Origin of the sequence: Allobosea sp. 2KB_26 (genome assembly GCF_052115715.1) — a bacterium.
Taxonomy (GTDB): domain Bacteria; phylum Pseudomonadota; class Alphaproteobacteria; order Rhizobiales; family Beijerinckiaceae; genus Allobosea.
This window is the reverse complement of the sequence record NZ_JBFRHE010000006.1, coordinates 322,955-347,653: the sequence shown is the minus strand read 5'-3', so window position 1 is coordinate 347,653 and position 24,699 is coordinate 322,955. Positions and strand designations below refer to the sequence as shown.

Annotated in this window: 34 protein-coding genes; 4 read left to right on the top strand and 30 right to left on the bottom strand. The window is 63.6% G+C overall.

Annotation, left to right across the window (positions count from 1 at the left end; translation table 11 throughout):
• Window positions 1-463: 463 nt before the first annotated feature.
• The 3 genes from AB4099_RS19115 to AB4099_RS19105 form a co-directional block, all read right to left on the bottom strand.
• Entirely contained in the window at window positions 464-736 is a 273-nt protein-coding gene (locus AB4099_RS19115; protein ID WP_441479209.1) for a hypothetical protein, read from the bottom strand.
• 123 nt (window positions 737-859) lie between these two features.
• Complete coding sequence (locus AB4099_RS19110) at window positions 860-1,111, bottom strand: hypothetical protein (RefSeq protein WP_441479208.1); 252 nt, start codon at window positions 1,109-1,111, stop codon at window positions 860-862.
• On the bottom strand, window positions 1,108-1,755 hold the full coding sequence (locus AB4099_RS19105) for a lysozyme (RefSeq protein ID WP_441479207.1): 648 nt from the start codon (window positions 1,753-1,755) through the stop codon (window positions 1,108-1,110). Before AB4099_RS19105 ends, AB4099_RS19110 begins: the two co-directional genes overlap by 4 nt.
• Before the next feature lie 126 nt (window positions 1,756-1,881).
• Between AB4099_RS19105 and AB4099_RS19100 the strand changes: the two genes are divergently transcribed.
• On the top strand, window positions 1,882-2,889 hold the full coding sequence (locus tag AB4099_RS19100) for a P63C domain-containing protein (RefSeq protein WP_441479206.1): 1,008 nt from the start codon (window positions 1,882-1,884) through the stop codon (window positions 2,887-2,889).
• Between the two features lie 69 nt (window positions 2,890-2,958).
• Here the strand turns inward: AB4099_RS19100 and AB4099_RS19095 are convergent, their stop codons facing one another.
• From AB4099_RS19095 to AB4099_RS19040, 12 genes are all read right to left on the bottom strand, one after another.
• Window positions 2,959-3,339, bottom strand: a complete 381-nt coding sequence (locus AB4099_RS19095; RefSeq protein ID WP_441479205.1) for a hypothetical protein — start codon at window positions 3,337-3,339, stop codon at window positions 2,959-2,961.
• Window positions 3,340-4,256: 917 nt separating this feature from the next.
• Complete coding sequence (locus AB4099_RS19090) at window positions 4,257-4,562, bottom strand: hypothetical protein (protein WP_441479204.1); 306 nt, start codon at window positions 4,560-4,562, stop codon at window positions 4,257-4,259.
• A gap of 1 nt (window position 4,563) precedes the next feature.
• Window positions 4,564-5,697 (bottom strand): hypothetical protein, encoded by a 1,134-nt coding sequence (locus AB4099_RS19085; RefSeq protein ID WP_441479203.1) that lies wholly within the window; start codon window positions 5,695-5,697, stop codon window positions 4,564-4,566.
• A gap of 12 nt (window positions 5,698-5,709) precedes the next feature.
• Window positions 5,710-6,483, bottom strand: coding sequence for a DUF2612 domain-containing protein (locus AB4099_RS19080; RefSeq protein ID WP_441479202.1), 774 nt, complete (start codon window positions 6,481-6,483; stop codon window positions 5,710-5,712).
• A gap of 51 nt (window positions 6,484-6,534) precedes the next feature.
• Window positions 6,535-7,014: a hypothetical protein gene (locus tag AB4099_RS19075; RefSeq protein WP_441479201.1), complete on the bottom strand. Its 480-nt coding sequence runs from the start codon at window positions 7,012-7,014 to the stop codon at window positions 6,535-6,537.
• An 8-nt stretch (window positions 7,015-7,022) separates the two neighbouring features.
• The gene (locus AB4099_RS19070) at window positions 7,023-8,654 is read right to left on the bottom strand and encodes a phage tail protein (RefSeq protein WP_441479200.1); all 1,632 of its coding nucleotides are present in this window, start codon (window positions 8,652-8,654) and stop codon (window positions 7,023-7,025) included.
• 8 nt (window positions 8,655-8,662) lie between these two features.
• Window positions 8,663-9,835: a baseplate J/gp47 family protein gene (locus tag AB4099_RS19065; RefSeq protein ID WP_441479199.1), complete on the bottom strand. Its 1,173-nt coding sequence runs from the start codon at window positions 9,833-9,835 to the stop codon at window positions 8,663-8,665.
• The gene (locus tag AB4099_RS19060) at window positions 9,835-10,188 is read right to left on the bottom strand and encodes a contractile injection system sheath initiator (protein ID WP_441479198.1); all 354 of its coding nucleotides are present in this window, start codon (window positions 10,186-10,188) and stop codon (window positions 9,835-9,837) included. Before AB4099_RS19060 ends, AB4099_RS19065 begins: the two co-directional genes overlap by 1 nt.
• A gap of 3 nt (window positions 10,189-10,191) precedes the next feature.
• A complete protein-coding gene (locus AB4099_RS19055) occupies window positions 10,192-10,821 on the bottom strand; it encodes a Gp138 family membrane-puncturing spike protein (protein WP_441479197.1) in 630 nt (209 codons plus the stop codon).
• A gap of 65 nt (window positions 10,822-10,886) precedes the next feature.
• Complete coding sequence (locus tag AB4099_RS19050) at window positions 10,887-11,828, bottom strand: phage protein (RefSeq protein ID WP_441479196.1); 942 nt, start codon at window positions 11,826-11,828, stop codon at window positions 10,887-10,889.
• Window positions 11,825-12,139 carry a phage baseplate plug family protein gene (locus AB4099_RS19045; protein WP_441479195.1) on the bottom strand — a complete coding sequence of 105 codons (315 nt, stop codon included), beginning with the start codon at window positions 12,137-12,139 and terminating at the stop codon, window positions 11,825-11,827. Before AB4099_RS19045 ends, AB4099_RS19050 begins: the two co-directional genes overlap by 4 nt.
• On the bottom strand, window positions 12,139-12,675 hold the full coding sequence (locus tag AB4099_RS19040) for a phage baseplate protein (RefSeq protein ID WP_441479194.1): 537 nt from the start codon (window positions 12,673-12,675) through the stop codon (window positions 12,139-12,141). Before AB4099_RS19040 ends, AB4099_RS19045 begins: the two co-directional genes overlap by 1 nt.
• On the opposite strand from AB4099_RS19040, the gene AB4099_RS19035 reads away from it, so the two are divergent.
• The 3 genes from AB4099_RS19035 (at window position 12,556) to AB4099_RS19025 (ending at window position 13,814) form a co-directional block, all read left to right on the top strand.
• On the top strand, window positions 12,556-12,972 hold the full coding sequence (locus AB4099_RS19035; protein ID WP_441479193.1) for a type II toxin-antitoxin system HicA family toxin: 417 nt from the start codon (window positions 12,556-12,558) through the stop codon (window positions 12,970-12,972). The two genes, AB4099_RS19040 and AB4099_RS19035, sit on opposite strands and share 120 nt — an antisense overlap.
• 48 nt (window positions 12,973-13,020) lie before the next feature.
• Window positions 13,021-13,422 carry a type II toxin-antitoxin system HicB family antitoxin gene (locus AB4099_RS19030; RefSeq protein WP_441479192.1) on the top strand — a complete coding sequence of 134 codons (402 nt, stop codon included), beginning with the start codon at window positions 13,021-13,023 and terminating at the stop codon, window positions 13,420-13,422.
• Window positions 13,423-13,490: 68 nt separating this feature from the next.
• Entirely contained in the window at window positions 13,491-13,814 is a 324-nt protein-coding gene (locus AB4099_RS19025; protein WP_441479191.1) for a hypothetical protein, read from the top strand.
• A 325-nt stretch (window positions 13,815-14,139) separates the two neighbouring features.
• On the opposite strand, the gene AB4099_RS19020 is transcribed toward AB4099_RS19025, so the two are convergent.
• From AB4099_RS19020 to AB4099_RS18950, 15 genes are read right to left on the bottom strand one after another with little or no spacing between them, the layout of a single operon-like run.
• Window positions 14,140-16,113 (bottom strand): phage tail tip lysozyme, encoded by a 1,974-nt coding sequence (locus AB4099_RS19020; protein ID WP_441479190.1) that lies wholly within the window; start codon window positions 16,111-16,113, stop codon window positions 14,140-14,142.
• Window positions 16,106-16,255 (bottom strand): DUF6889 family protein, encoded by a 150-nt coding sequence (locus AB4099_RS19015; protein ID WP_441479189.1) that lies wholly within the window; start codon window positions 16,253-16,255, stop codon window positions 16,106-16,108. The genes AB4099_RS19020 and AB4099_RS19015 overlap by 8 nt, the downstream gene beginning before the upstream one ends.
• Before the next feature lie 41 nt (window positions 16,256-16,296).
• Window positions 16,297-16,569 (bottom strand): phage tail assembly chaperone, encoded by a 273-nt coding sequence (locus AB4099_RS19010; protein ID WP_441479188.1) that lies wholly within the window; start codon window positions 16,567-16,569, stop codon window positions 16,297-16,299.
• A gap of 56 nt (window positions 16,570-16,625) precedes the next feature.
• A complete protein-coding gene (locus AB4099_RS19005) occupies window positions 16,626-16,778 on the bottom strand; it encodes a phage tail assembly chaperone (RefSeq protein ID WP_441479187.1) in 153 nt (50 codons plus the stop codon).
• Window positions 16,778-17,239 (bottom strand): tail tube family protein, encoded by a 462-nt coding sequence (locus AB4099_RS19000; RefSeq protein ID WP_441479186.1) that lies wholly within the window; start codon window positions 17,237-17,239, stop codon window positions 16,778-16,780. Before AB4099_RS19000 ends, AB4099_RS19005 begins: the two co-directional genes overlap by 1 nt.
• A gap of 14 nt (window positions 17,240-17,253) precedes the next feature.
• Entirely contained in the window at window positions 17,254-19,053 is a 1,800-nt protein-coding gene (locus AB4099_RS18995) for a DUF3383 domain-containing protein (RefSeq protein ID WP_441479185.1), read from the bottom strand.
• Between the two features lie 3 nt (window positions 19,054-19,056).
• Window positions 19,057-19,644, bottom strand: coding sequence for a phage neck terminator protein (locus AB4099_RS18990; protein WP_441479184.1), 588 nt, complete (start codon window positions 19,642-19,644; stop codon window positions 19,057-19,059).
• Window positions 19,645-19,648: 4 nt separating this feature from the next.
• Entirely contained in the window at window positions 19,649-20,023 is a 375-nt protein-coding gene (locus AB4099_RS18985) for a hypothetical protein (RefSeq protein WP_441479183.1), read from the bottom strand.
• Complete coding sequence (locus AB4099_RS18980; RefSeq protein ID WP_441479182.1) at window positions 20,023-20,508, bottom strand: phage virion morphogenesis protein; 486 nt, start codon at window positions 20,506-20,508, stop codon at window positions 20,023-20,025. Before AB4099_RS18980 ends, AB4099_RS18985 begins: the two co-directional genes overlap by 1 nt.
• Entirely contained in the window at window positions 20,505-20,921 is a 417-nt protein-coding gene (locus AB4099_RS18975) for a DUF4054 domain-containing protein (protein WP_441479181.1), read from the bottom strand. Before AB4099_RS18975 ends, AB4099_RS18980 begins: the two co-directional genes overlap by 4 nt.
• A 14-nt stretch (window positions 20,922-20,935) precedes the next feature.
• A complete protein-coding gene (locus AB4099_RS18970; RefSeq protein WP_441479180.1) occupies window positions 20,936-21,283 on the bottom strand; it encodes a hypothetical protein in 348 nt (115 codons plus the stop codon).
• A 3-nt stretch (window positions 21,284-21,286) separates the two neighbouring features.
• Entirely contained in the window at window positions 21,287-21,724 is a 438-nt protein-coding gene (locus tag AB4099_RS18965) for a hypothetical protein (RefSeq protein ID WP_441479179.1), read from the bottom strand.
• Window positions 21,725-21,727: 3 nt separating this feature from the next.
• On the bottom strand, window positions 21,728-22,771 hold the full coding sequence (locus AB4099_RS18960) for a hypothetical protein (RefSeq protein WP_441479178.1): 1,044 nt from the start codon (window positions 22,769-22,771) through the stop codon (window positions 21,728-21,730).
• Between the two features lie 10 nt (window positions 22,772-22,781).
• Complete coding sequence (locus AB4099_RS18955; RefSeq protein WP_441479177.1) at window positions 22,782-23,282, bottom strand: structural cement protein Gp24; 501 nt, start codon at window positions 23,280-23,282, stop codon at window positions 22,782-22,784.
• 13 nt (window positions 23,283-23,295) lie between these two features.
• Window positions 23,296-24,684 carry a DUF2213 domain-containing protein gene (locus AB4099_RS18950; RefSeq protein ID WP_441479176.1) on the bottom strand — a complete coding sequence of 463 codons (1,389 nt, stop codon included), beginning with the start codon at window positions 24,682-24,684 and terminating at the stop codon, window positions 23,296-23,298.
• Window positions 24,685-24,699: the final 15 nt, after the last annotated feature.

Below are 24,699 nucleotides of genomic sequence, written 5' to 3'. Positions count from 1 at the left end.
TTGGCCTCGAACACGTTCGGCCATTCGGTTTTGCTTTGCGCAAGGACCGGGCTGGACTTCACCGCCGCCGCGGCGAGTGCGGCCATCGCAGCAGAGCCAAGCAGATCGCGTTTCGTCAGCATCTGAACACTTCCTTCCGGTTTCGCAACGTGTGGCCCAAGCACGCATAGGTCCGCGATAACGCTACGCTGTCTCGGTGATTATCCACAATCCAGGAACTGTCGACTGCCGAGTTTGGCCACGCGGCGAGCCTGTGAATTCCACCTGCGCGTCAAAGCAGCAAATCAGACAGCGAGACCACTCATTTTGCGCCAGCCCCCCCGGCTTGCGGGCCATGCGTGCGTCTCGCACGGGAGCCGGCCCGCCGTCGCGCAAGCGCACGCGCCCCGCGGGCGGCGTCGCATAACGTCGTCGCGACAATGGAGATTCGCGCTCCCTCGATTCTCGGAGCGGCAATGCGCGCTCAGCGAGGCGGCTGGCGCACGCCTTCGAGGATCTGGCGGATCACCCGGATATCGCCCTCAATGGTCGACAGGCGGTTATTCGCCGACTGCTCCGCAACCTCGCGCTTTGCGATCTGCGCCTCGACGATCGCGATCCGCATGTCATGGACATCGTCCTTGGCTCGCAGCTGGGCATAGGACAGGCTGACGGTCACGATCACCGCGATCAGTGAGACGGCCGTCATTCCCATCGACAGGATGTTACCCAGGGTGACATCGAGGCGAGGCTTCACGGCTTCCATCCGCACTGCCTCTCGCCATGCTCGTTGTGCTTCACGATGTCTGCCTTTTCGCGATCCGACATCGCAGCAACGGCATGAACGGTAGGCCTGAAAGGGCGTGCTGTTTCGCAGAAGTCACCGGCCATCTTTGTGCACCCAGCGGTTGAGGCGACGATCCACGTCAGCAGGAGCAAGGTTGTCGACTTCATCCTCAAGCTTCCTCTTGTTGGCGATGGCTTCGCGCCGGCCGCGCTCCTGCTCGGCCTGCAGGGTTTCTTTCCCCTCGCGCCGCCCCCTCGCGTAGGCTCCGATCAGGATTGCGAGCAGCGCGCCAAGCGCGGCGAAATGGCCGGCGAACCGGCCCCAGAGTGCGGAGAGGAAGGTCATGCCGCCGCTTCCTGCTGAGACCGATGCCAACGCCAGAGCAGGAAGGCCCCGCCAAGGGCGAACGCTACAGCCAGGACGATCTGAGCGGGTCCGCTCGTGAAGGCCTGGAGAAGTGCGGAAAGCGGCGTCGCAACCTTGACCACGTTGTCGACGGTCACGACCGGAGGCTTCGCGGGCTTGGCCTCTACCGTGTTGCTCGAGACGTGCGAGCCGCGCGCCCAAAGGCCGCCCTCAGCCGCGCGCCGGTTGACCAAGCCTTCGACCTTCTTGCCGCCGGCATTGACCCACTTCATGAGCTCGCGGGGGACGGCGGCATAGTTTCCGGCGTTGAGCCTCTTCAGCAGAGTGGACTTAGCGAAAGCCCCCTCCCCGACATTGAAGGCGAACGATACGAGCGCGGCGAACTGCCCCTCATTCAGCGGCACCTTGACCAGTGTCTCGACCGCGCGCTCGAACCGGGCGAGGTCCTTGACCAGAAGCTGATCCGCTTCGGCCTGCGTGATCTTCATGCCGGGCCGCACATGCGCGCCCGTCGAGCCGTAGCCGATCGTCAGGACGCCGGCGACATCCCGGTATGCGGTCAGCCGGCATCCTTCCCAGCGCTTGATCAGCGCAAGGCCTTCATCGCTGATGCGACGCGTCATGTCTGTGCTCCAAGGAAAAGGGCCGCCGGTCAGGCGACCCTGGGGATGGCTGCGGACAACTATCTTGTGCTATCGACCGTTAGCATCTAGCGTCGGTGCTAACGATGCCTAGCAAAGGGAACGAGTATGTCAGAGCAACATCGGAAGGCTGGCCGGGCCCGGCTGGAAAAGCTGACGCCAGACCAGCGCCGAGCAGTGGCGAGCGCAGGGGCTCAAGCAAGGTGGGCCAAGGCTGACCCGGATCGGGCTAACCTACCGCGGGCGGAATTTGGCGACGACAAGAGGCCCCTGAAAATCGGGGATATCGAGATCCCCTGCTATGTCCTCGATGATGAGCGCCGAGTTCTAACAGTCTCTGGGATGCAGCGGGCCATGAACATGGCCCAGGGTGGCAGCATGGTCCGGGGTATGAACCGTTTCGAGCTTTTCACCGCCCGAGAACGAATTAAACCTTTTGTTATCAATGAATTGGCCGATCGAATCCGCTCCCCCATTATTTTCATCACTCCTACGGGCGGACGAGCATACGGTTACGAAGCTGAGACACTCGTCGAACTTTGCGAAGCCGTGCTCTCGGCCCGTGCAGCCGGCGTCCTTCAGAAGCAGCAACTCGCCATCGCGCAGCAGTGCGAACTCATTATGCGCGGGTTGGCTCGGGTTGGCATCGTCGCGCTGGTCGACGAGGCGACTGGCTTCCAAGAAGTGCGCAAGCGCGATGCCCTGCACAAGATCCTTGAGGCCTATATCTCTCCGGACCTCCTCCCTTGGGCCCAGCGATTCCCCAATTCCTTTTATGAAGAGATGTTCCGGCTGCACGGTTGGGCGTACGACCCAGAGTCAGTGAAGCGACCGGGGGTTGTCGGAAAGTTCACCAACCAGTTCATTTACGAGCAGTTGCCATCGGGCGTCATTGACGAACTGCGGCAGAAAAACCCAAAGGACGACCTCGGCCGTCGCCGCGCCCGGCATCACCAGTTCCTCACTGAGGATGTTGGCCACCCTCACCTTCAGAAGCAGATCACTAAAACGGTCACGCTGATGCAGGCATCAGACAACTGGTCCATGTTCAAGCGCCTGTTCGCGAGAGTATTCCCTCGCAAGGGCGACCAAACGGACTTGTTGACTGATCTCTGACCCGGCCCGCACTTGCTTGAACGCGGCAAAGGTCTCTCTCCGGCGCCTCGGTCTTTCCCGATCGCATCTTCAAAGGGAACGGGCGATCAAATGCGCGGCCAGGGCAGCCAACAAAGCTCCGCCCCAATAACCGAGCCAGATCGCGAGAGCTGCGGGCCATTTGCGGGTCCGGCGCAGGTAGAAGGCGAGCCCGAGCGGGGTAAACAGAACGGTCCAGATATTGCCCTTCCGGCTGCGGGTAAAGCCGAAGGCGCGCGAGTCCTCAATCTGCCATATGACCGCGAATACGATCATGCCGCACTTTTGGATCAGATCGTTCCACGTGATGTATGGCGGGTTTCCCTGCCAGAAGACATGGTCCAGCACCATGCCGAACGCAACGAAGCCGAGAAAAACGGCATAGACAAGGTTGCGGCGGAAAGTCGGAGAAAAGCGGACCATAGGGCTCAACAGCGCGGCTCTTGGCCCATCAATGTGAACGGGGCATGCGTGACAAGCGCGACGCCAACGGCGAGCAGCGAGGCCAGGCGATGGCGAGAAACGAACGAGTGACGAGCGGACATTGAGCCCCTGCGGACTGCCGACGATCAGGTTCGCCGACTGGAAAACCAAACACCGCAAGTGGAAATTATTGTCAATTGAGATGAGTCGTAACGGCAATTCAGCGCGGCTTGCACATCGCGGATGTTCATTTGGATTATCCTTTGGGTGATTGATCAATCCGCCGAAAGACGGCGTTGAATCTCTCGGCTTTTGGAGCCCTGATTAGACAGCCGAGGCGTCGCTTGGTTCGTCTGTCCCCGGTCAGAGCCGGGCTGGCAATCGCCCGCCGGCCCGGCTCGCCCAGCTGACGAGACTGCCGCGCGGCTTCGTAAATGAGCGAGTCAGCACGCCTTGGCATCTCGCGAACCTTCGTTCGGATGCTCCAGATATGACAAAGCCGCCCACGGGCGGCGGCGGGTGGCGGTAATTCACGTTCAAAGAAAGAGCGGCCGAAAATGCGGCCCAAAGAAATATGGAGGCAGACTCATTATGTTGGCGCGGCATTCAGATCAGAGATGCTTCTAATATCGAAATAACGGACGCATAACACGACTGCGTTGATCAGCATTTCTCTTGGTTATCGAGAAACGTAAGCTAGTTTTGCTCGTTTCCCTCCCGACGGGCGCGCCGCTCGGCGCGGTCTTGACCACTGCGCCGGGCGGCATTTTGCTGTATTGGAGGTCGCGGACCGCCATAGCCCGGCCGCTAGTTTGCCCTGGCCGCGAGGAAGGGACTGTCGGCGGCTCAAGCCGGCTGCAATTTCGACAGGTAGCGCGCCGGCTTACTCGGCCGGCCAAGGGCGGCGGAGGTTAAGGCGGAATGGATCAAGCGATCTTGTCGATCGCCGCCTGCACTGCCGTCGCCCGTTGCGATCGGGATGACGGCAATTCCAATCCCGCCGGTGTCCCCCCTACCACGCTTGTTTGCCGTGGCTCGCCAGCGGTCTGCTCTGGGGCATGCGGAAAGGTGAACCCTTCACCGTTCCGCACCATGCCAGCCTCAACGCTCCGGCCGACCTCCTCGAACACGACGTCCGGATGGAACACGTCGGAGATCTTGATGGCGGCAGGGAGCTCAATCACCTCGACGATGTACTCATCGACGACCCTGGCATATCTCTTCGTCGCCATCCTATCTGACCCTCTTTACGATAATCAGTCCGTTCGAGCCGATGCCGCCGCCGTTCGAGGTCGACGGACCTGCGCCCGAGCCTCCCGCGCCGTAGCCGGAGCCGTTCTGCACGCCCGAGCCGGCGTTGCCGCCCGAGCCCATTCCGAGGGGTCCGTGCGCGCCGGGGCCACCGAACAGTGTGGTGCCGCCGACCTGCGGCGTCATACCCTGAAAATTGATCTCGCCGCCGGAGCCGATGCCGCCGCCGCCGTTGACGTTACCGCTGGCGAGTCCGCCCGCGCCGCTGGTCGCCGAGATGACTCCCCCGAACGAGGTCGTCTGGCCCGCTCCCCCGGTGCCGCCCCCGCCCGCGCCGCCGCTGCCGCCCTGCCCGATGAAACCGGTCACGACCTGACCCTTGGTGTATGCGAACCGGCCGACCGCCGCGCCGCCGCCGTTGCCACCTGAGGCCCCCTGCGTGGTCCCGTTGTTGCCGCCGCCGCCCGCGCCCGCGCCGGCCACGGTGACCTCGTACAGACCGTCCGCCGGGCAGGTCCAGCTGATCGCTCCGACGGAGCTGCCGAACACCTGCGTGTCCAGCATTGTCGCCGCGCCCTCGACGTTGTTCTGGATCTGGAAGTTGGTGCCGTCGTAGACCAGCTGGATTACGGAGCCGGCGATCAGGTCGCGGGCCGCGCTGGCCGTGCCGTCGGCCCGGACGATGTTCTTCACGCCGAGGGTGTTGACGTTGATGGTTGCCGCCGCCGTGTTGTTCGTAGCGATCTTCACCCGGATCGGCGAACCCTCCATGATGGCGTAGTTCGTCGGGGCCGGTGCAAGGGTCAGGGTCAGGGCGTTGGCCGATCCGCCCGCCGTGGCGTAGCTCCAGTCCTGGCGGCGGAGGGCGACCTCGAACCGAGTGAGAAGCTGGCTGATGTTGCCGTTGTCTAGCGCGTCTTGGAGCGAATGGTCGGAGATGAACTGACCGACCATGGCTGACATGACCGAGGACTGACGCCAGACCTTGTTGAGCTGCTCGGACATGGCCACGCCAGCGATGAAGCCGGACAGCCGGGCGAGGAGCCCGTCATACTCGGCCTGAGTGATGACGTTGGACCCCGGGCCGATGCCGAAGGGGAGGAACTCGTTGGACATCCTGCTCTATCCTCAGCTGATGTAGTACTCGGGGGAGACGCCCCAAGATCCGGTGTTGAAGCCAGAGATGAAATCGTTCTGCACGTTGAAGCCGAAGAGAGGCCCTCCGGCGGAAGTGATGCGGTAGTTTGCCCGCACCCCCTCCGGCTTGAGGGGGATGTACCCCTGCGAAAGCAGGACCAGGAACAGGATGGAGGGGATGGTACCCGCGACCCCGAACGTCATGGTCATGTCCTGATTGTCGATGATCAGGAGCTTCGTCTCCCCGTCAGGGAAGATGATATCCAGCGCCGCCTTGGCGGAGGGCAGCGTCCCGTCCCAGTTGTTGGCGGCGATCTTTGCGCGCAGCAGCGTCCGGTAGGTCTCGTCGTCCAGCCGCGTCAGGCCGGTGCCCGTGTCGTACGGCCCCTTCCAGACGCCCAGGTTGAACCCGAGCAGCGGGTCGTCGAAGGAGAAATAAACGCCCGGGATTGGCACCGTCACGAAGCGGCTGCGGCCCACCCACTCCCCGACCACGTCGAGCTGCGCCCCGACCGCGCCGTCGATATCGTAGGCGATCGGCATGTTCTGGGTGAGGTTGTAGTTGGCCACAACGGGGGCGACCAACGCCTGCATCATGGCCACAAACTTCGGGCGCCCCCGGTGGTAGCTCGTGATCAGCTCTAAGTACTGGTCGACCGTGGCAGGAGCCACGACCGGCTGGGGGACGACCGGGGTGCCCGCATCGCACGTGACCCAGATCGCGTCACAGGTGACCTCGGTTACGTCAGCAGTCGGCCAGGTCATGCTCCTAGCCCCCTCTCATTTCGGATTAATTATCGGACTGCTCGCCCACGGTCAGATCTCGGGCAGGAGGATCTCGTCAGCCCGAGTTTGACTACCGACTGCGGCGATCACGAGATCCCGAATGGCCGAGTAGTCGGGGTGGTGGTTGGGCAACGCACCAAGCGCGTTGAACACCCGACGCAGGCGAACTGAAGTGCCCGCGATCGCCCCATCTACCGCCTCAGCCTCCTCGTCGGTCATTCGAGACCAAAAGGTCGAGATGAGCACGATCTTCTTGGGTGGCCCCGGCTCTGGCTCAGGATCCGGCGGGGGAACGACGATGCTCCACGTCTCTGTGTTCGGGTCCCACTTGGCAAGCTCCCCCTCGGATCGGACGGGAGGTGGCACCGTCACGCACCCGCCCGGAGTGAGCCACACGCCCGGCTCGAGCGGGCTCTCGTCCGCCACGGTCTCCCCGAGATAGATGCCGACATTGTTGGTCTGATAGACCGTCTTCGTGCGCGGCGCAGCACTGGTCTGCTCTTCGGTCATGCGTGGCCTCAGTACTTGATGCAGAAGAGCGCTGCGAGGTTGCGGCCACGAGTCTCCGAGCCGAAATTGCCGGACTTCGCGAACGAGATCGCAGTGTTGCCGACGTTGGAGAGCGCGACGGACGCTCCCGTCTGAGCGAACGATCCGGCGGCGGCGTAGGCCGTCAGCTCGTGGTTGTGGTCCTGGAACATATGGGCCTGCGCGGACCAGATGGTGCGCCCCGTGTCGATGCCGCGCCCGTCGTCCCAGCCGCGCAGGAACTCGCCGCGATAGTCGGGCAAGACGATGTAATCGCCGGTCGTGCTGCGCGTTCCATTCGGATTGGCGGGGTTGGCGCAACGGTAGCCGGAGGTCGCGGTTGGGTTGTCGGTGTTCCCGACGTAGATCGCTAGCAGTCCGGGGTAGGAAATCAGAGAGACCGCCGCCCCGTTCGCCTTGAGCCAGCCCGCCGGAGCCGTTGTCATCTGGTACGGCAGGATCGCCCCTGCAGCGACGCCCGCGTTGCTGACCGCGTTGGCCACGAACTGGGTGCTTGCCGCCTTCGTCGATGCATCGCCCAGCGTCGGGGTCGGCACGATCGGCGAGTTGGTGAACTCGGCGTCCACCGACCAGAGCTTCTTCCAGCGAGCGGCGGTCGCGCCGAGGTCGAACGAGTTGTGCGTGGTCGGCGTGAACGTGGCCGCCGCGAGCAGGACGCTGCCGCCCAGCGTCAGCGGCTGGTAGGAAGCAGTTCCCGTGTTGTCCACCCCCTCGATCAGGGAGGTGCCGGCGGTGAACCAGAAGCGGATGCCCTTCGATGCACCGTTGAACAGCGCGGTGTAGGTGCCGGCCCCCGTGACATGGAGCGGAACGGTCGGGGTCGTGGTGCCGATGCCGACGTTCCCAGTCGGGTCGACGCGCACCCACTCGATGTTGTTCGCGAAGAGGCATAGCGGGTGGTTACTGACCGCGCGAATATTGACGGAGCCGCCCCCGTTGGCGGCAACCTGCCCTTTGACTGCGCCGCTGTTGAACTCGGCGTAGCAGTAGGACGCCAGCGTGAAGGAAGCCGCGCCTGCAACATCAAGCTTGGTGGCCGGGGTCGTCGTGCCGAGGCCTAGATTGCCCGAGGCGTCGAGCCTGGCTCGCTCCGAGCCGTTGGTGATGAAGTAGAGCGGGCTGTTCGTCTGCGACCCTAACCACGTGATCCCGGCATCTGCGCCGAAGCGTAGCGTCGAAGGGGTGACCCCGGTGTGGGAGACGCTGGCTCGCGGGTTGCTCGCCGACACGTTGAGGCCGCTGGCGACCGTCATCGACCCGGTCGCCTTGTCAACGATCGCGATGGGAAACTGAGCGCCATCCGCAGCGTCCGCCGCGCCGACGTACCAGCCGAGGGTGCCTGAGCCGTTGTCGCGCCAGGACGCCGAGAAGAAGGCTCCGTCGAGGTCGATCCGGTTGTCGATCCTCGGCGAGTTCTTGTTGGCCTTGTTGGCGGTGAGGTCGGCCACCTCGTTCTGCAGCTCGGTAATGGCCGTGCCGCCGCTGCCGGTGGCGTCGTAGAGCTCGTCGAAGTTCGAGTTCGCCTTGATCAAGGCGTCGCGGAGCGGGTCGCCCTTGTGGTCGTTGGGAGCGCTCCCGACGTTGATAGTCTGCTTGGCCATGGCCGCTCCTAGAGGACTACGATCGTGACGTCGGTCGGGACGGCCTCGGCCGCCTCGTTGAACGCTATGTTCAGGTCAGTCATCACGAACGGCCCCGCGTTCTTGGCGATCTCCAGGGCGGAGATCTTGAAGGTCTTGGTCGCTGCCGCACCGAAGAGGTTCGCCGGCAGGAACACCTCGGCCCACTCCACGTCCTCCCCGATCTCCAAGGCCGTGATCCAGTTTGCGACGTTGTCCCGGATGCTCTGCTCGATGCCGCTGGTGTAGCCAACCTGAGCTGTCAGCGTGATCCGGACCCTGATCCTCGCCGCCGTGGGCCGGTCGAAGCGGATGACCCGGGCGACGCCGAACTCGTCGACCACGTCCACCAGCGTGGCGCCGTGGGTGCCCGTGCCAGGCGTCTTCTTCGCCGCGATCGTGTCGCCGATGCTCTGGGCGTCGCCGCCCTCGACCACGAGCGATATCGAGTGGCCCGGAATGCCGTCCGCGTCCGTGACATTGGTGTCGTTCTCATAGCCCCGATACCGGGTGACGCCAGACAGGGAGGCGACCGCCCCGACCGTGCCCTCGAACACGGTGCGCGAGGGGATTGCCGTGGAGACCGTCTGCCGACGCCGCAGGGCTGCGTCTAACTCGACCGGAGCGCCCGCCGTGGCTTCGGCCACGTTGTTGACACTCTGCCAACCCCGGGTCGGAGTGCCGATGACTGTCACCGTGCCGGGCTGAGCCAGAACGCTACCGGGTTCCTTGGCCGTGGCCGTCACCGTGATGTCTCCATCAGGCGGGATCAGCACAAGCGGCGGGAGTATCCACTGGTCCCCGGTTTCACCGAGAGCAATGCCTCCGTTGATCAGGGTCCCCGCCTGGCCCGTAATGAGGATGTCGACGCTCGAGAACGACGCGGATAGGCGCTTGATGCCGTTGATCTTGACGTTCGACGAGAGGCCGATGCCACGCGCGTTGGACGGCGAGAACGAGTTGAAGATCTGCACAGCCATGGCGTTGCTGTCGTCGATCGCCGCGGCGAAGATCGCCAGCATCTGCCCGTCCTGGCTGTCCGGGTCGATGTAGATGTCCTCGCCGTAGATCCCGCGGAACTTCGCCTGCAGGTGGTCGAGGACGGTCTGATAGTCCGGCTTGAAAATTCCATTTTCGTCGATCGTGCAAACCGGCAGCGCCATCAGAGCGTTTCCTTGACTGTGGCTCGGCCGTAGATCGTGTCGATCGTCATCCCGCCGCTGAAGGCGCGCGTGTCGCGGTTCAGATTGGAGGAATAGGCTGCGATACCCGTCACGCCCTGCGTGCCGAGAACATGTGATCGAATGGCCGGGTCGCGCGTATTGGCGGTGCGATTCCCCAGCACCTGGGTGCGCCAGGGCATGCCTTCGTTGGCATCGAGGAACCAATCCCCTTGAAAGAGCTGAAGCCGGGTCTGCACGGCTTGCGCGGGCGCGTCGGGGACATCTTTCCAGAAGTCAGCGGTGCCACCGCCGAAGACGTAGTCTCCGTCGGGCGAAAGCTTGCGATATTTCATGGTTCAGTTCGTCGGGCCTGTGGAGTTGCCCGAGCCGGGCTGCACGCCGGTGTGCTTGTGGGTCGAAAGCTTGATGCCGTTGAGCTCGATTTCGCCTGACACGATCAGCGTGCCGGTGAAGCTCACGTTCCCTGGCCCACCGGTGATGCTGACGCCATTGGCTGCCGCGATCCCAACAGCCTTGTCCGTTGAGATGCCCACGCCCCCTGCCCCCGAGAGGCTAATCTTCGTCTTCCCGTCGTCGGACCGCAGTTCGGCGGCCGTCGTGCTGACACTCGAAATGACCTTGGGGTCAGACTTTCCGCCGGGGATGAAACGCCCGCCAGATAGACCATGCATTGAGGCGTCTGCAGGAACCTGGACTCCTCCGCTCTGCTGGAAGGAATCGGGCGCCCGGGATGAAAAGATGACTGTGCCCTCATCGCCGGGCGAAATGGGATGGGTGAACGTCATGCCGCCGCCGGAGGCGAACTTCACCGGCACATCTTGAAGCACAGGATAGTCGACAGCCTTCTGCGAGCCATCCTCCTGCTTGATGAAACCCTTTACCGTGGGCTGGAGCGATACCTTCTGCTTCACCGCGTCATAGCTGACCACGACGACCGGAAGCGCCGTCTGGATCTTCGCCTGCATCGCCTCGAAGGCAGCCCGGAGGTTCTCCTCCGAATCGTCGATGCGTTGGCGAAGGTCCATGATCGCTACTGCCCTGGAGAGAGATCTATACCTTGCTGGGCAAGGCGGATGGGCTGCGGCCCCTGGCCGTCCGCCCGAATGCAAATGGCGTCGGTGTAAAAGGAGTTTCCCCGCGTATCGCCGTGGTGATCGGCGACCAGCACGCGATAGAGGCCGTCATCGGCCAGGGAGGGAATCATTGCGTTCGAGACTTCGCCCGTGAAATTCGGATTGAAGGCAGCCTCATCGATGCTGCCCTGATCGATCTTTAGCCGCGTGTCCGGTCTGACCTTTGGGTTCAGCAACATCCGTACGATGATGCCGTCCAGCGTTTGAACCGGCCGGCCGATTAGTCCCGTTGTCGAGTTCAGTACGAACGCCTCACCTGGGCGCGGCTCGTTGTTCTTCGTGACGTTGAGCTTATCGTCCTCGATGAACCAGCTCGTGCCGGTAGAGAAAGCGATGTCCCTCATCGTGTCGCGCGCCATGCCGAACAGCGTGCGAGGTCCGGGCATCTTCTTGCTGCCGAGATCGGCGATGTACCCGGCGGTGATGCCATGGGGCTTCATCGCCTCGAGCACGACGTCGACTTGATCCTTGAAGGTCGAGCCGGCCGCGAGCGTCTTCGACACCGTCGCGAAGTTGTAGGCCTTGTCGCCAGACTGAGCGAGCATCGTCAGATAGGTATCGACGGGGTTCTCGCGTCCGACACGCTTCTGGATCAGGTTGCCCTTGAAGAGCCCTTCGCTGCCGCCGACGTAGCCAGCCTTCAGCGTTACGATCTGCCCTTCCTTCTTGATCTTCTGGGCCGTTTCTTCCTTCAGATTGGTGACCGTGATCTCGGCGATGTTGGGCGTCTGAAGCCGGTTCTGCGCGACCTTGAAGCGGATGCGCAACGCCGACACATCGATGCTCTCGCCGCCCGCGTCGATCGACAGGCTGACCTCTCTGATCCACTGGCGCGTCATGGCGTGATGAAGAGCACTTTGCCGTTTGAGCCCAAGTTGGCGTAAGTCGGTTCGACCAGGTCATTGCCGTCGGTTTGCACTCGGATTTCGCCGGGAAACCCCAGATAATCGAACTGCTGAAGGACGTTCTCGCCCGCAGTCAGCGGGAGACTTCGCAGCAACGGCGTTCCATCGGTCAATGACATGTCGATGAACCATCCGCCGTCTGCCGTATCGGCCCAGCCGAACCGCACAACGTATTCGACGGTGCCCAGGGTGATCGACATCTGCTGCGCTTCCGGCAGCAACGGAAATTCGTAAATCGTCGCCATCACGCCCTCGCAGACGGAGAGGCAAACCCAGACGTGCCGGAACTCTTCAGCTGCTGCGTGCCAGTCTGAGTCGTCGCACCGGTCTTCGCGGGATTGGCCTGCACTGACTTGGGCGAACCCGTCGTCTGGGTCGAGACCATGATCACCTCGCGCAACCTGACGCTGACGAGCAGGATGTTCTCGGTCTTCTCGTCCGTCGAAACGGCAAGCGATGAGACCAGCATGTTCTTGTACGAGCGCTTGCCGGTCGAGACATTGAACGGCTCCCGCTTCTTCTGGAGAGCGAGAAACTGCTCGTAGACGTCCCGGCAATACCCGACATAGCCGGCGGTCGAATCCGACCATGCCACCTGCATCTCGATCTCAGAGGGCCGCATGAAGGCGTGATCCGAGATCGCTGCGCCACGCTCGACGGGATGATCGGTGACGACCAGCTCGTCCTTGTTGATTTCGCGGATCACGACATCAGGCATCAGCGTGCCGATCTGGCGCGTCCCCGACGTGATGAGGGCGAAGGCGTCATCCAGCAGGGCCATCAGATTTCCTACACACGTCTACACATTATTGTTGACGGCCCCGCCATGAGTGTGTACAACTACACAATCGGAACGGAAGGGAGGCGGATGGGGAAGAAGCGGAGCCCGATGACACCGAGAGAGATCGTCAAGATGCTCAACGGTGACGGGTGGAGGATCAAACGGAATGGCCCCGGGGACCACGTCCAGTACGATCACCCATCAAAACCCGGAAAGGTCACGGTAGACATGGGAGTGAAGGAATTCCCTCCCGGAACACTGAGATCGATCTTCAATCAAGCCGGCTGGGAATGGTGACATCCCAGCCGTCACCCTTCGGCCTTCTTGTCAATTTGGAACCTCATCATGCCCCTCGCCTACGCCCTCATCCACGAAGAGAACGGGAACTACGGTATCTCGTTTCCCGACTTCCCCGGCTGCATCAGCGGCGGGGCAACCGCAGAGGATGCCATCCGCAAGGGCTCCGAAGCTCTGACCTTCCACGTCAGTGGTATGGCGGAGGACGGTGATCCTCTCCCCCTCCTGCGCTCAATCTCGGAGCTGAAGTCCGATCGGGAGTTCGCCGAGGCCTCGGCCGATGCAGTTGTAGCGATGGTCCCGTTCGATCTTCCGTCGAGGGCTGTCCGCATCAACGTGTCGATCGATGAAAACCTGTTGAGCTCGATTGATGCGGCGGCAAAGGCCGCCGGCATGACACGCTCCGCATTCCTGGCCGAAGCCGCGCGGACGAAAATTCGCGCGGCTTAAGGTATATCTGCCGGCCTTTTCCTGAGTTCGATGTTCCTGCTATGGTCCACTCCCCCTAGGAGAGGCACATGCGGGCGATCATTTTTGCTATGGCTATGGTGGCGAGCGGGACGGCAATGGCCGCACCTGGGCGATGCCTGTTGGTCGTGGACGGCAAGACCTATCTCAACGGTCCATGCCCCGTAGATGTGTCTAAGGACGGCGGCTTCAGCATCGGGACCGGGCCCAAAGCCTCCTACTTTGCCTATGTGACCATCGATCGTCCTGGCGTCGCGAAGGGCTACTGGAATGAAGAGCGCGGCGCGAGCCATGCTCACACGGACCTTGGCGAGCTTCGTCGCAACGATGCCTGCTGGACGAACGACAAGGCGATCGTATGCGCCTGGCGCTGAGCGCTGCGGTAGTCGCTATCTCGGCATCAAGCGCTTATGCCCAAATGCCAGCGCGGGAGCCTGTACCCGGCGACCCGTACAAAGATGTCCGCGAGATGATGATCGCTCGCGGCTATCAGCCCCAACCCCAAATCAATGGCTGCGCGAAGACGGCTTGGATGGGCGATTACCGATGTCGCGCGTTTCCCGAGTTCCACATGTGCGATGTTCAGACGCCTGCGACGTGCGTGGCTGAATGGAAGCACCCAAAGGGCTACCGGCTCATCATCTATGTGCAGGGGTACGACCTTCTCACATTTCGACAAGCCGGCCGGCCCGAATAGTTCTATCGGACCGCGCCGGTCATGTTCCGCAACATGCTGCCGTTGACGCCGCTCTGGGCGTCGGCGACGGCCGATGCGGTCGCACCTGGGTCGCCCCCGCCGAGGATCGTGATTTCGGTTTTCTGCTGCATGTCGACGCTGGTGTTGTTGTTCGATGGCGCCGGCGTCAATGCGACTGGCCCCGACAATCCAAACCCGCCGATCAGAGCCGCATTGGCGTGCACACGAGCTGGATTAACAGCGTTGAACCGGCTCGCGTCGAACGCAGGTGCCGGTGTGCTCTTCTCGGCTTCCGCTGCTGCCGATCGTTCTGCGGCGCGAAGTGCTCGCTGCGCCCACTTGTGTCGCGACGGATAATTCTTGATCCCGGCCCGCTCATATCCCTCTTCGAAGGCTACAGTGGCCTCGCTTACCGAGCCGGTACGCTTTACCGAATCCACCACGCCCCTGTGATTTGTCCGGAGTTCGTGCCGGAGGAAACCGTAGTTGGCCTCGTCCGAAGCCGGGTCGAGCCCCTTCTCGGCGGCCCAGGCCTCGAAGGCCCGGCGCCGCGGCCCGGTCCATTGAGCCCAGCCGTATCCCCCGCGGCCGCTCGTCGGATTGCGCTCCTGGAGTTCATTCAGGCCACCGCTTTCATGGCCCAGATTACCGACAATGCCGGCCGCCTGCTCACGCGTGAACCCGAAATCAGCCATGAGGCGGTTGATAATTCCCGGTGCTTTCTGCGTGAATGTGCTGCCTCGGATTGGCGCGTTGCTATCGCCACGACCGCCGCCCGAGGGCGCGTCCTTGCCACCGAGCCACGACGGCATCGTCCTCTGCCACCAATTGCGATTGTCCGTGATCTGCGGCGGGGCACCTGGCGTGCCATCGGTTGGTGTCTTGCCCCATGTGCCGTTGGCGCGACGCCTGGCGATCTCCTGATCCTCGCCGCCGTTTGCGGGGCTAGTGCTCAGCGCCAGCGCGCCGCCGGCCATCAGTGTGACAGGGTTGATGCCCAACCTGAGCAGCATCGCGCCCCAGCCGGCGCTGACCGCCGTGAAGGCCCCAAGGATGCGCAGCAGCCATGACCCGACGAGCCAGACAGCGAAAGCCTCCAGCGCAACCTGCAAGCCGCTCTGGCCAGTCAGCGATTGCGCCAGGCGATCGAAGGCTTCCCATGCCGGCGTCAGCGCATCGACCAGTTTCTTGAAGGCGGCGGCGAGCCATGCCGCCGCTTTTCCGGCCTCTTCGAAGAAATGAACGATCTTGTCCGCGTTGCGGAGCAGGAAGTCGTCGATGTCCTTGACGAACGACGCCATGGATCGGCCGAGCGTCTGCTCGAGTTTCGCGCCGATGAGCTCCGCAGTCGCGCCGAGAGACCGCCACGCCGAAGTCAGCTGCTGGCCAATGTCGGCAGCCTGCTTCTGGTCGACACCGAGCGCGCGCGCCTTCGCGGCGTACTCCTCCATGAACCTCGTGAGGTCGCCAGACTTGATGGCGTTGTAGGTGCGCTCGTCGATCCCGAGCGCCTCGAGATATTGAAGCGCGATGTACTGCGGCTTCTTCGCGAGCGCCTTGGCGAGATCCTGGACGATCGCCGTCGTCTCGCGCAGCCTGCCATTTTCGCGCGTCGCGACGCCGAGAGATTTGACCAGGCTTTCATAGCCCGGGTTGCTGCGCATCTTCTGCGCGAAATTCTCGATCGAGGCGAGCGCGCCCTGATACGAGCCGCCGAGCTGGCTGACGGCGTAGCTAAGCCCTTTCAGGTTCTGAACCGACGACTGCGTCCGCTGGGACGCGTAGTACATCTCATCGAAGCCGGCCGCGATCTTGGTGACAGCCGCGCCGATCGCCGTCGCCGCTGCCGTGATCGACAGTCCCATCGCGACGGCACCCTTGGTGGCCGCCTCGACACTGCGCTTGAACTTCGCCTCCGACCCTCCATCGACCTTGTAGCCGAGCGAGACGAGGAACTCCTTGATCGTCTCAGCCACGGGGGTTTCTCGCTTCGTTGGCGCGGTAGGCGTTCTCGTCCATCGCGCTGATCGCGTCGTTCATGTCGGCGACGTCGCAAAGGTCGAGCGTGCCATCGAGCAGGCTCTCGTATTTGCAGAGCCCGCGCAGGACCGGACGCATCAGGAAGTCCATGCCGTCGGGCAGCGCGACGGGCTGAAAATCTAGGACTGGCTGGCTGCTAGAAACTTCGAGACCAGTCCTAAGAAAAAAGGGGCGAGCTCAATCACAAGCACCTTGATCATGATGGCCGCGCTCTCGCTGCCATCGATACTATCGTCGAGAACCCGCTCGGCTTGCGTGCCCCAGATCGGTGTCCATCCCATGTCGCCATCCCGCTTGCGCTGGACGAGAGAGAGGCACTTTGCCTGGACGTAGTCGTATGTCTCGTCAGGCATCTGAGCGAGGATGTTCGATGCCGACTCCAAGCCGGGCATGATCGATTCCTGCAGGCCCATCTCAAGCAGGCTGGCGGGGTTCTCGCGAGCCTTGTCTACGACGCCCCTGGGAGCATCGCCGCAACCGAAGGCAGGATGCTGACGAGCAGCGGCTGGACGCGGCGCGCAACATGCTGCTGCGCCTTCGCTGACATCGGCTGAGCGCGATAGGTGCGATCGCCGATGGTGAACTCGATGGGGTCTCTCATCAGATCACCGACGGCGTACCGGTGCCGATCTTCTGGTCGATGCGCCCGGAGTTCCAGACCCACTCGACGATCTGCCCAGTCTTGCCGGAGTTGAGGTCTGGAACCTTCTTCCAGCCGCAACCACTGCAGGAGATCACATCGCCGCGCTGAGGATTGCGGATGACGATTGTTCCGTCGCCATAGTTCGCTCCGGACTGGCGCTCGGTGTTCAGTGCATCCATCAGCAGGGCATTGACGGGTGACGTCTTCAGGAAGCGTGCCGTCACCGTGCCGGCCCGGCCAGAATGCAGGCTGTGCATGTAGGAGCCGTCCGCGCCGATCGTCATCGTGCCGAGGTCGTCGACCTGGCTGACCGAGATGCCCTCCTCCGACGGCCCGGCTCCGTTGCCGATCGCAAAGGTTCCGCCGGGCCCCGCGTACGAGGCGCTGACATCGGCAAAGGAATAGGTATTCGTGCCCATGACGGCCCCTTAGATCAGCGGTTGACAGAAACGAGCACGTCCACGCTGTGGACGGCGCCGGCGAGCTTGAGCGCGATCTGGTAGACGACGCTCTTACGTGCCTCGCGATCGGACTGGCTCTGATTGGCGACCGGCGGCGCAAACACGTAGTATCCGGATGTCAGCGTATCGCCCGTCTTCAGTTGGCCGACACCTGCGGCATTCCAGACGCCCGGCGCGATCAAGCCATTGGTTCGCGCCTGGATCAGACGCTTCTCCATGATCGTCTGCAGCGTTGTCATGCCCTCGTCGGTCTGAGGGACCTTCGGGAAGGTGTAGAGCGCGTTGTAGACGGCCGTCTGGAGATCGTTCTCCAACCAGTCGAGGCCGTGCCACTCGTCGAAGAATGAACCGTCGGCGTTCGTGCCGAACTGAAGGATGGCGGTCGAGTTGTCGTAGTTCACGAAGACGTTGACGTTCTTCGCCTTCAGCGTGCGCGCCTGGCTCTCTGTCAGGGTCTCGGCGGTAACGCCGGGCTCCTGCTTGAACATCATGGTGATCGTGGTGTTCGACCCCTGGAAATTCACGGTGGAAGCGCGGCCGAAGAACGAGGCCACGGCCTGTGGCGAGGTCGTCGAGTATTGGACGAAGCTGCGCTTGTAGCCGGCTGCCTTGAGCTGCGAGCCGAGGTCGTCTGTGATCGTCCCGTCGATGGTGCGCGTGTCGCCCGTGGTGAAGCCGAGCCGGCGCTTCTTACCCTGCCCTTCGATGAAGGCCGCGGCAGCAAGGCATTGCGGGATGTCGACGTTCGGCTCCGCGACGATCGCCGCATACCAATCACCCGAAGCGTTCACGAGGGCCGCCAGTGCCTGCGTCAGAGTCTCAGCGGCGATCCCGTTGGCCGGGGCTGATGCAGTCGCGCTGGTCAACTTGAGCAGGCCGGAAACATCGGTGCCGGCCCCGCCCGCAAGAGTGGCGCCAGATACGGCAATGTTGGTGCCGGTCTTGGCGATCGTGATGGCGTTACCGCCAACGCCCGCATCCTTCGCGACCGAATAGAGCGCTGAGCCCACGACCGAAAAGGTCATTGCGGAAAGGTTCGCGTCGGTACTGGCGTTCAGGAAAGCGCTCGTGGCGGCCAGCGTCGCGGCGAGGTCTGTCCCGATCTTCACCTGGCTGCCGGTTGCCGTGCCCGTCTTGTACGTGACGGCCGTACCATTGATCGTCAGTACGTCATTGTTGGCGGGCTGCCCGGCAAAGGTGAAGGAGCCAAAGGCGCGCGGGGCGCTCGCGTAGGACACCGTCTTGCCAACGCCGGCGCCGGGGCCCCGGAGCCTGAAACGACCGCTCTCTGCTTCCCAGAGGAGCGACGATCCGGCCGGGAGCTCGGCTTGCGTCAGGGAGGCGATGCCGTTCAGGTTCGTCTGTGCGTCATAGTTCATGCCGTCGACGGTGGTCGGCACGCCATCGATGAAGATGAAGAAGGCGCCGGCCGTGACGGCGGTGAAGTTCGCCATGAGCCGTTCGGGCGCGTTCAGCACGCCGCCGTTGAGCGTGGCGCGGGTGTCGGTCCTCGCCCAACGGCCGATGTAGTAGATCGACGGCTGCGGCGTCTGGCCGAAGTGGCGCGCCGCGGCGAGATACTCGGGATCCGTGGTCGAGAAATCCGCGGCGACCTCAGCCAGGCTGGAATAGGCGCGGATACGCTGGTTGACGTCGATGACATCAGTCCCGGCTACAGCGATACCCGCGCCGAAGTTGCGCGTTGGCGCGGCGACCGGCGCCAACGAGATATTGATGTTGACGATGTCTGAGACGGCGAGGCCCTGGGCCATGGATCAGGTCTCCGTAAGGGTAAAGGGCTGGGCAGCGCCGTCGGCCGGCCGAATGACACCGGAGGCCGAGAGGACGTTGAGGATGGGATAGGTGCGCTCGATCACGCGGCGCAGGTTGATTTCGAGATCGACGCGACGCACCCACTGCTCATTGAGCAGGTCGGAAGCGGTTCGCATCTTCGTGCAGTCCAGGATCGTGACGCCGGCCGCCCGCATCTGGTCTCTGTTCTGGTCGACCATCAGTCCGTCGCTGACCTGCGAGGCCTTGCTGGAAGCGGATGGGCCATAGAAGCTGGCGAGGATGGCCACGGTCGCGTGGCGCTGCATCTCGTCGGTGCCCTCGCCATCCGGGTTGTGGACCTTGACCGCCGCATAGTCGGGATCGATCGAGGTCACTCCAAAGGCGCACCAGTTGACCGTGATAGGTGGCATCGGCGGCGGCTTGACCTGCCAGCGCGGGCGAACCAGCGGGCGGTCTAGCGCCGAGATGCCGGCGATGACGTCGCCGAGCAGATCCTCGAAAGCGTCGTTTTCGACAGGCGCCGGCGATGACGGGAGGAGATACCCGCCTGAAGCACTCGTGTTGGGCATCGCGTCAGCGCAGGTTCAGCAGGCGGCAGGTCGCGACCGTGAAGCCGGCGCCGTAGCGGGAATAGTCATCCACCGTCACCACGGTCCAATCGCGGCCGTTCCAGCGCACGATGTCTGCATCAACACCGGAATCGGCATCACCCTCGGTGAAAGTGACGGTCGAGTGCACGATGATTGAGCCTTCGGAGGCAGCGGCGTCGGGTGTCCGACGAAGGTTCTGTCCCTTGTCGGACGTCACCACGACCAAGATCGGGGTTTCTACGCGCGTGCTGACGGTTCGTCCCGTGGCCGGATCGACCGTGACGCCGGTCCGGATCAGGACCGCGCTGTCGGCGAAGTCTGAATCCGTGAGGATGTCGGAAACGTCGAGCAAGGGCATCAGTCGTCTCCCTTCTTCCGCACGACGTAGGTGATGGCTCGGCGCAACTGGCCGGTGTCGATCAGGGGCTTTTCCCCGGCCCTGCCGCGCGCCCGGCGCTTGGCCAGGGTCTTCGGCGACAGCGGAGTGAAAGGCCCGTCAGAGATCTTGGCTTTGACAGCACTGCTGGCCTCGATCCCGGCCTTCTCGAAGGCGGTGGAAACATCATCCCTGCGCCCTGCGAGCGCCGCCTCGCCGGCCGAGCGCATCCGCTTCTCGATCCTCTCCCGCGCGCTTTCCACGCCGGGCACAAGAAACGGCCGCTCTGGAATGTTCTGGGAAGGCGATCCGGTCTCCATCAGGTAGCCGATCTCGGCGTTGCTGATGGGCCCGTCTTCGCGGCCGGCTTCCGCGTCGGGAATGCCGACGAGGACCTCTGATTTAGTCAGATCACGGACAGCGCGCAGGAGATCCGGAACGCGGTCCTTCGTGACCTTCAGGCTCATGGGATCGCAAAGCGCCTATTCGGGAAATAGACTGGCCCAACGCCGAACGCCCGCATCATCTGATAGAGGCGCTGACCGTAGACGGTGGCGTTCCAGAGCCCCGCCCCAGCGACCGCGGCGGTCGTCGTGTCATAGGACACCGAGACCTTGTCGACGGCCTTCGATGCGACGAGACCGGCTGTGCCGGAGACTGTGCCGCCGCCCGTTGCTGCTGAGCGCGAGGCCTGGGCCGACAGGACGATGTTGTGCGCGACGAACAGCATCGCGGCCAGGTCGAGCGACGGCCCGAACCGGCCGGCGTTCAATTGCAGGTAGGCCTGTGCCGACCAGAAATCGAACTGGCTCTGCGGATAGACCGTCAGATTCGCGAATTCGGGGAACGCCGCGACGAACGCTTCATGGGTGATCGCCACGACATTCCATCCCGTCAGGTTTTCGGCTTCGACTTGCCAGCGGCCTTGCCGTCAGCCGCTTCAGCATCGCTCGCCGGGGCGAACCCATACTGAATGCCGCTGTCGGGCTCGTCGCCGCCGACCTCTCGAAACATCCCGTTCTCGACGGCCGGATGGTTCGGGTTGGCCTTCACCCAGGCGCGATAGAAGTCGGCGTCGACATTGTGGGTCAGCCCCTCGGTCACGCCGGCGGCATTTCCAGCGCCGCTGATGACGATGGAAGTCAGCTCGGCGGTCTGGCCCGGCTTTTCGGGGTTTGGCTCCGGCTGGGTGAGCCGGATGGCCATTGGCGCCCGGCTCGCGATGGTGATCGTGGCGCCCATGGATCAGGCCCCCACGCTTGCAGTTTCGACCTGCCGGAACTCGGCCGGCAGGGCCTTCGGATCTGCAGGCTCCATACCGGTCCGGCGCTTCTCGCCCTTGGCGATCTGGCCCTCGAGAGTTCCCATCTTCTCCGCGGCGAAGATGAAACCACCTTCCACAGCAGGGAGCTCCTTGTTCTGATCCAGCCACTTGGCGAAGAAGGCCGCGTCGACGCCATGGGTGAGGGCGAAGCCGCCGATGACCTGTTTGGCTGAGGGGCGGTCCATGTGAAGGGCGCAGCCCGCGATGGCCACGACCTTGCCCACGCGCTCGTAGCGCGTGACCTTGCGATCGGGGCTGGCCTGTGTGGGCTCAGCGACCTCGCGGGGCTCCTGCAACTGCAAGATCAGTCCATGGGGCAGCTTGCAGGCGACAGTGACGGTTCCGGTGAATTCAGCCATGGTTCAGACCCCCAGCATCTGCGAAATGGCGAGCGGGTAGCGGATGATCGCGCCCCAGGTGCCGCTGGTCTTCTTCTGCTGCCAGGACGAGAGCTGGCGCACCACGGCGTGGTCGCGGAGCTTCTCGTTGAAGGCGCAGTAGCCGGTGTCATGGCCATCGAAGGTATCGGCGATGAGCTGGACGACGTTGCCGGCCGCCGTGCCGTACCGGTACGAGGTCTTCACCTTCAGGTTGGGGAAGCTCTTCGCCAGCAAGTCGCCGACCGTGATGCCGAAGGAGTTGGTCGCGGTCATCGCGACGTCCGCCCCCGGCGCCATGGCCAGCGTCAGTTGGTGAGTGCGCTTCACGCGGCCGGCGGTCTGCGCCACGAGCTGCGAGAACAGCGCCTGGATGTCGGCGTAGACCTCGTTGGCCGTGGCCACGATCGCGTTGTTGTTGATCCACTTCACGCCACCGGCGGCCTTGGTCGAAGGCGTCAGAGCCGCCGAGAGCGATGGATCGTTCAGCAGACCGTAATTCTGCAGGCCCGCAACGCCGAAATGGTAGGTGAAGTCGCCGAACTTATCGAGCGTCGCGGCGGCCGAGGTCTGCTGCTCGCCGACCCAGTTGAGCTTGGCGGCGCCGGCACGCTCCACCTGCAAGTCGCCGTACTCGACGACGGTCTGGAACAGGTAAGCTTGGCGCTGCGGCCAGTTGACGTTCGCATCGGAGCGACCGTTCGCGTTGAAGTCCCCATAGCTGGAGACCTCGCCGGTGTTCTCGACGACCGGGAAGGTGGCAGTCTGAGTGGTCCAGTCGCCCTTCTTGGTCTCGCCGAGGATCTCGGCACCTTCGTTCGGAGCCTGCAGGATGCGAACCACCTCGGGGTCAACGTACTGCGTCAGCCAGGCCGGGATGCCGCCGCTGCCCGTCGTGGCGAGCGCAGGCTGGGCGTCCAGGGCGAACTGATAGTCGGCCCGAAACTCGCGAGGGAGATAGTCCATCGCCAGCGGCAAGACGATGCCCCACTCGCGCTCGAGGCGGGCGAAGTCGGTGTGACGGTTCATCGTGTTCTCCTCAGCCCAGCGCGATGTTGGACATTTTGATGAGTTCACCTGCCGCGCCGGCGGACATCGCGAACCATTTGGTTTCGGTGAAGCCGGCAACAGTGGCGCCTGCCGCCGCGAAGGAGACGGCGCCGGTCGTGTTGCTGGCGAAGGCCTTCATGCCGACCGTCACCGCGCTGGCACCGGTGTGCTTGGCCCAGAAGTCACCGCCGTTGAACAACTCGCCGACACCGAAGCCGGCCGGGATGGTCATGCCGAACTCGGACAGATAGGTCGTGATCATCGCCTGGAGGTCGCGATGAACGAAGCCGGTCGGGGCGCCCGACCCGGCATTGGCGAGGATCTTGCCGGTGGCGGTGTCGGCCCAGGCGAAGCGGCCGATGACAAGCCCGCTCGGGCCGGCGACGAAACCGCCCTCGACAGACAGGACGGAATGGCGCGGATTCGCGCTCGCGAAATCACCCTCGACGGCCGGCGCCTGGGTCGGGTTGACTTGGGTCTGGAACGGCATCGTTCGACCTCCTTCAGATCTTCAGGCGGTTGGCGTGGGGGAAGCGGGTCTCGAAGGCCTTCGCCGCCACCGCATCCTGCGCGATCGGAGCCGGCCGCTTGGCGACGTCACCGGCCTTCGGCTGCATCTTCAGGATGGCCGGGAAGGCCGAGGGGTGGACGCCTTCGATATCGACACCGAGCGAGGTGAGAGCCGTGCGATAGACGCTATCCGCGCTGTCGTGGGCCATGGCGAGGTCGCCGACGAAGGGACGCACTGCACGTTCGGCGTCACGGATCTCCTGCTGCGCCTTGGTGGCCGCAGCCGTGGCCGCCGTGGTCGCAGCCTTCACGGCGACGGAGATCGCGGCGTCCATGGCGGTCTTGGTCACGGTGTCCTTGTCATCGTCATCGTCGCCATCCATGGCGCCGGCCGTGACGGAGCAGATGCGAGCGATTTCCTCGTCGCTGATGCCCTTCGCCTTCAGGAGAGCACGGAGCTGGGAGTCATCATCGTCCGAAGCCTGGCCCTCGTCGTCGGGACCGTCCTGGTCCTTGACGACCTCCGCTGCCGCCTCGGGCAAGATCTGCGCGAGCGCCTCGACGACTTCGCCGATATCATCCAGCGACGCGTCTTGCGCCAGCTTGCCTTCGGTCTGCTTCTTGAGGCCGGCGATGATGGCCGGCTGGCTCGCCTTGAAGTTGGCTGCCGTCACCTTCGCCAACACGGACGAGAGGTCGATTGTCGCGTCCTGCGCCAGCTTGGGCTTCAGGTAGAGGGAGAGTGCGGTCAGCGCAGCCGCGCCGCCACGGGTGATGAATGGCTTCTTGGCCATGCGGATGAACTCCTTGATTTTCGGGGTTGGCTTCTCGTCGCCGACAACCACATCGGGTCCGGCGCGGCCCTCTTTGACGAGGGCCACATGGTTGGCGACGAGGTCACGCATGACACCGTCGTAGCGGGCGCCCTCATAGGTTCCGGGCGTCATGTCGGCGCGGTATCGGTACGCGCTCGACAATTCCTTCTGGACGTTTTTCTCGACCGCCTTGATCGCATCGCCGTCCCAGATCGAGAGATCGGCCTTCAGATACGGGCTATCCCAGACCGGGTTGCTGACCGAGCCGGAGACTGCCTCATGCTCGTGATCGTCGGCCGTGACGGGCCGGTGGATGTTCAGGAGCGGCTTGCCGTTGAAGGTGGCGGCGGCTTTCTCCAGCTCCTCGGGATCACGGAGGAGCTGGTAGAGCTTGTCCGCATCGAGACCGAGGCCCTGCCAATCCGGGATCTCCCGACCGTAGTACGGGCAGACGTTGGCCTTGCTGATCGGCGTCCGGGCGACGTGGAGGTGCCCGTCCTGGTCATAAGTGCGCGCGGAGGCGCGGTCGAAGGCGAGCGTGCCGCCTGCGTTCCCGGTCTTGGACATCAGGAGCCTATTCGC

What these genes read in the sequence shown, in the direction of transcription:
- AB4099_RS19030 (WP_441479192.1), top strand. Translation starts at nt 13,021, where the DNA reads ATGCCCCTCGCCTACGCCCTCATCCACGAAGAGAACGGGAACTACGGT.
- AB4099_RS19025 (WP_441479191.1), top strand. Translation starts at nt 13,491, where the DNA reads ATGCGGGCGATCATTTTTGCTATGGCTATGGTGGCGAGCGGGACGGCA.
- AB4099_RS19060 (WP_441479198.1), bottom strand. Translation starts at nt 10,188, where the DNA reads ATGAAATATCGCAAGCTTTCGCCCGACGGAGACTACGTCTTCGGCGGT.
- AB4099_RS18965 (WP_441479179.1), bottom strand. Translation starts at nt 21,724, where the DNA reads ATGGCTGAATTCACCGGAACCGTCACTGTCGCCTGCAAGCTGCCCCAT.
- AB4099_RS18955 (WP_441479177.1), bottom strand. Translation starts at nt 23,282, where the DNA reads ATGCCGTTCCAGACCCAAGTCAACCCGACCCAGGCGCCGGCCGTCGAG.
- AB4099_RS19000 (WP_441479186.1), bottom strand. Translation starts at nt 17,239, where the DNA reads ATGGGCACGAATACCTATTCCTTTGCCGATGTCAGCGCCTCGTACGCG.
- AB4099_RS19080 (WP_441479202.1), bottom strand. Translation starts at nt 6,483, where the DNA reads ATGACCTGGCCGACTGCTGACGTAACCGAGGTCACCTGTGACGCGATC.
- AB4099_RS19015 (WP_441479189.1), bottom strand. Translation starts at nt 16,255, where the DNA reads ATGCGTCCGGTCCTGCGCGGGCTCTGCAAATACGAGAGCCTGCTCGAT.
- AB4099_RS19085 (WP_441479203.1), bottom strand. Translation starts at nt 5,697, where the DNA reads ATGTCCAACGAGTTCCTCCCCTTCGGCATCGGCCCGGGGTCCAACGTC.
- AB4099_RS19010 (WP_441479188.1), bottom strand. Translation starts at nt 16,569, where the DNA reads ATGCCCGGCTTGGAGTCGGCATCGAACATCCTCGCTCAGATGCCTGAC.
- AB4099_RS18970 (WP_441479180.1), bottom strand. Translation starts at nt 21,283, where the DNA reads ATGGGCGCCACGATCACCATCGCGAGCCGGGCGCCAATGGCCATCCGG.
- AB4099_RS19050 (WP_441479196.1), bottom strand. Translation starts at nt 11,828, where the DNA reads ATGACGCGCCAGTGGATCAGAGAGGTCAGCCTGTCGATCGACGCGGGC.
- AB4099_RS19045 (WP_441479195.1), bottom strand. Translation starts at nt 12,139, where the DNA reads ATGGCGACGATTTACGAATTTCCGTTGCTGCCGGAAGCGCAGCAGATG.
- AB4099_RS19055 (WP_441479197.1), bottom strand. Translation starts at nt 10,821, where the DNA reads ATGCAGGCGAAGATCCAGACGGCGCTTCCGGTCGTCGTGGTCAGCTAT.
- AB4099_RS18980 (WP_441479182.1), bottom strand. Translation starts at nt 20,508, where the DNA reads ATGAGCCTGAAGGTCACGAAGGACCGCGTTCCGGATCTCCTGCGCGCT.
- AB4099_RS19075 (WP_441479201.1), bottom strand. Translation starts at nt 7,014, where the DNA reads ATGACCGAAGAGCAGACCAGTGCTGCGCCGCGCACGAAGACGGTCTAT.
- AB4099_RS19100 (WP_441479206.1), top strand. Translation starts at nt 1,882, where the DNA reads ATGTCAGAGCAACATCGGAAGGCTGGCCGGGCCCGGCTGGAAAAGCTG.
- AB4099_RS18985 (WP_441479183.1), bottom strand. Translation starts at nt 20,023, where the DNA reads ATGCCCTTGCTCGACGTTTCCGACATCCTCACGGATTCAGACTTCGCC.
- AB4099_RS19040 (WP_441479194.1), bottom strand. Translation starts at nt 12,675, where the DNA reads ATGGCCCTGCTGGATGACGCCTTCGCCCTCATCACGTCGGGGACGCGC.
- AB4099_RS19110 (WP_441479208.1), bottom strand. Translation starts at nt 1,111, where the DNA reads ATGACCTTCCTCTCCGCACTCTGGGGCCGGTTCGCCGGCCATTTCGCC.
- AB4099_RS19090 (WP_441479204.1), bottom strand. Translation starts at nt 4,562, where the DNA reads ATGGCGACGAAGAGATATGCCAGGGTCGTCGATGAGTACATCGTCGAG.
- AB4099_RS19065 (WP_441479199.1), bottom strand. Translation starts at nt 9,835, where the DNA reads ATGGCGCTGCCGGTTTGCACGATCGACGAAAATGGAATTTTCAAGCCG.
- AB4099_RS19070 (WP_441479200.1), bottom strand. Translation starts at nt 8,654, where the DNA reads ATGGCCAAGCAGACTATCAACGTCGGGAGCGCTCCCAACGACCACAAG.
- AB4099_RS18995 (WP_441479185.1), bottom strand. Translation starts at nt 19,053, where the DNA reads ATGGCCCAGGGCCTCGCCGTCTCAGACATCGTCAACATCAATATCTCG.
- AB4099_RS18990 (WP_441479184.1), bottom strand. Translation starts at nt 19,644, where the DNA reads ATGCCCAACACGAGTGCTTCAGGCGGGTATCTCCTCCCGTCATCGCCG.
- AB4099_RS18950 (WP_441479176.1), bottom strand. Translation starts at nt 24,684, where the DNA reads ATGTCCAAGACCGGGAACGCAGGCGGCACGCTCGCCTTCGACCGCGCC.
- AB4099_RS19005 (WP_441479187.1), bottom strand. Translation starts at nt 16,778, where the DNA reads ATGAGAGACCCCATCGAGTTCACCATCGGCGATCGCACCTATCGCGCT.
- AB4099_RS19105 (WP_441479207.1), bottom strand. Translation starts at nt 1,755, where the DNA reads ATGACGCGTCGCATCAGCGATGAAGGCCTTGCGCTGATCAAGCGCTGG.
- AB4099_RS18960 (WP_441479178.1), bottom strand. Translation starts at nt 22,771, where the DNA reads ATGAACCGTCACACCGACTTCGCCCGCCTCGAGCGCGAGTGGGGCATC.
- AB4099_RS19035 (WP_441479193.1), top strand. Translation starts at nt 12,556, where the DNA reads ATGATCGGTGACGACCAGCTCGTCCTTGTTGATTTCGCGGATCACGAC.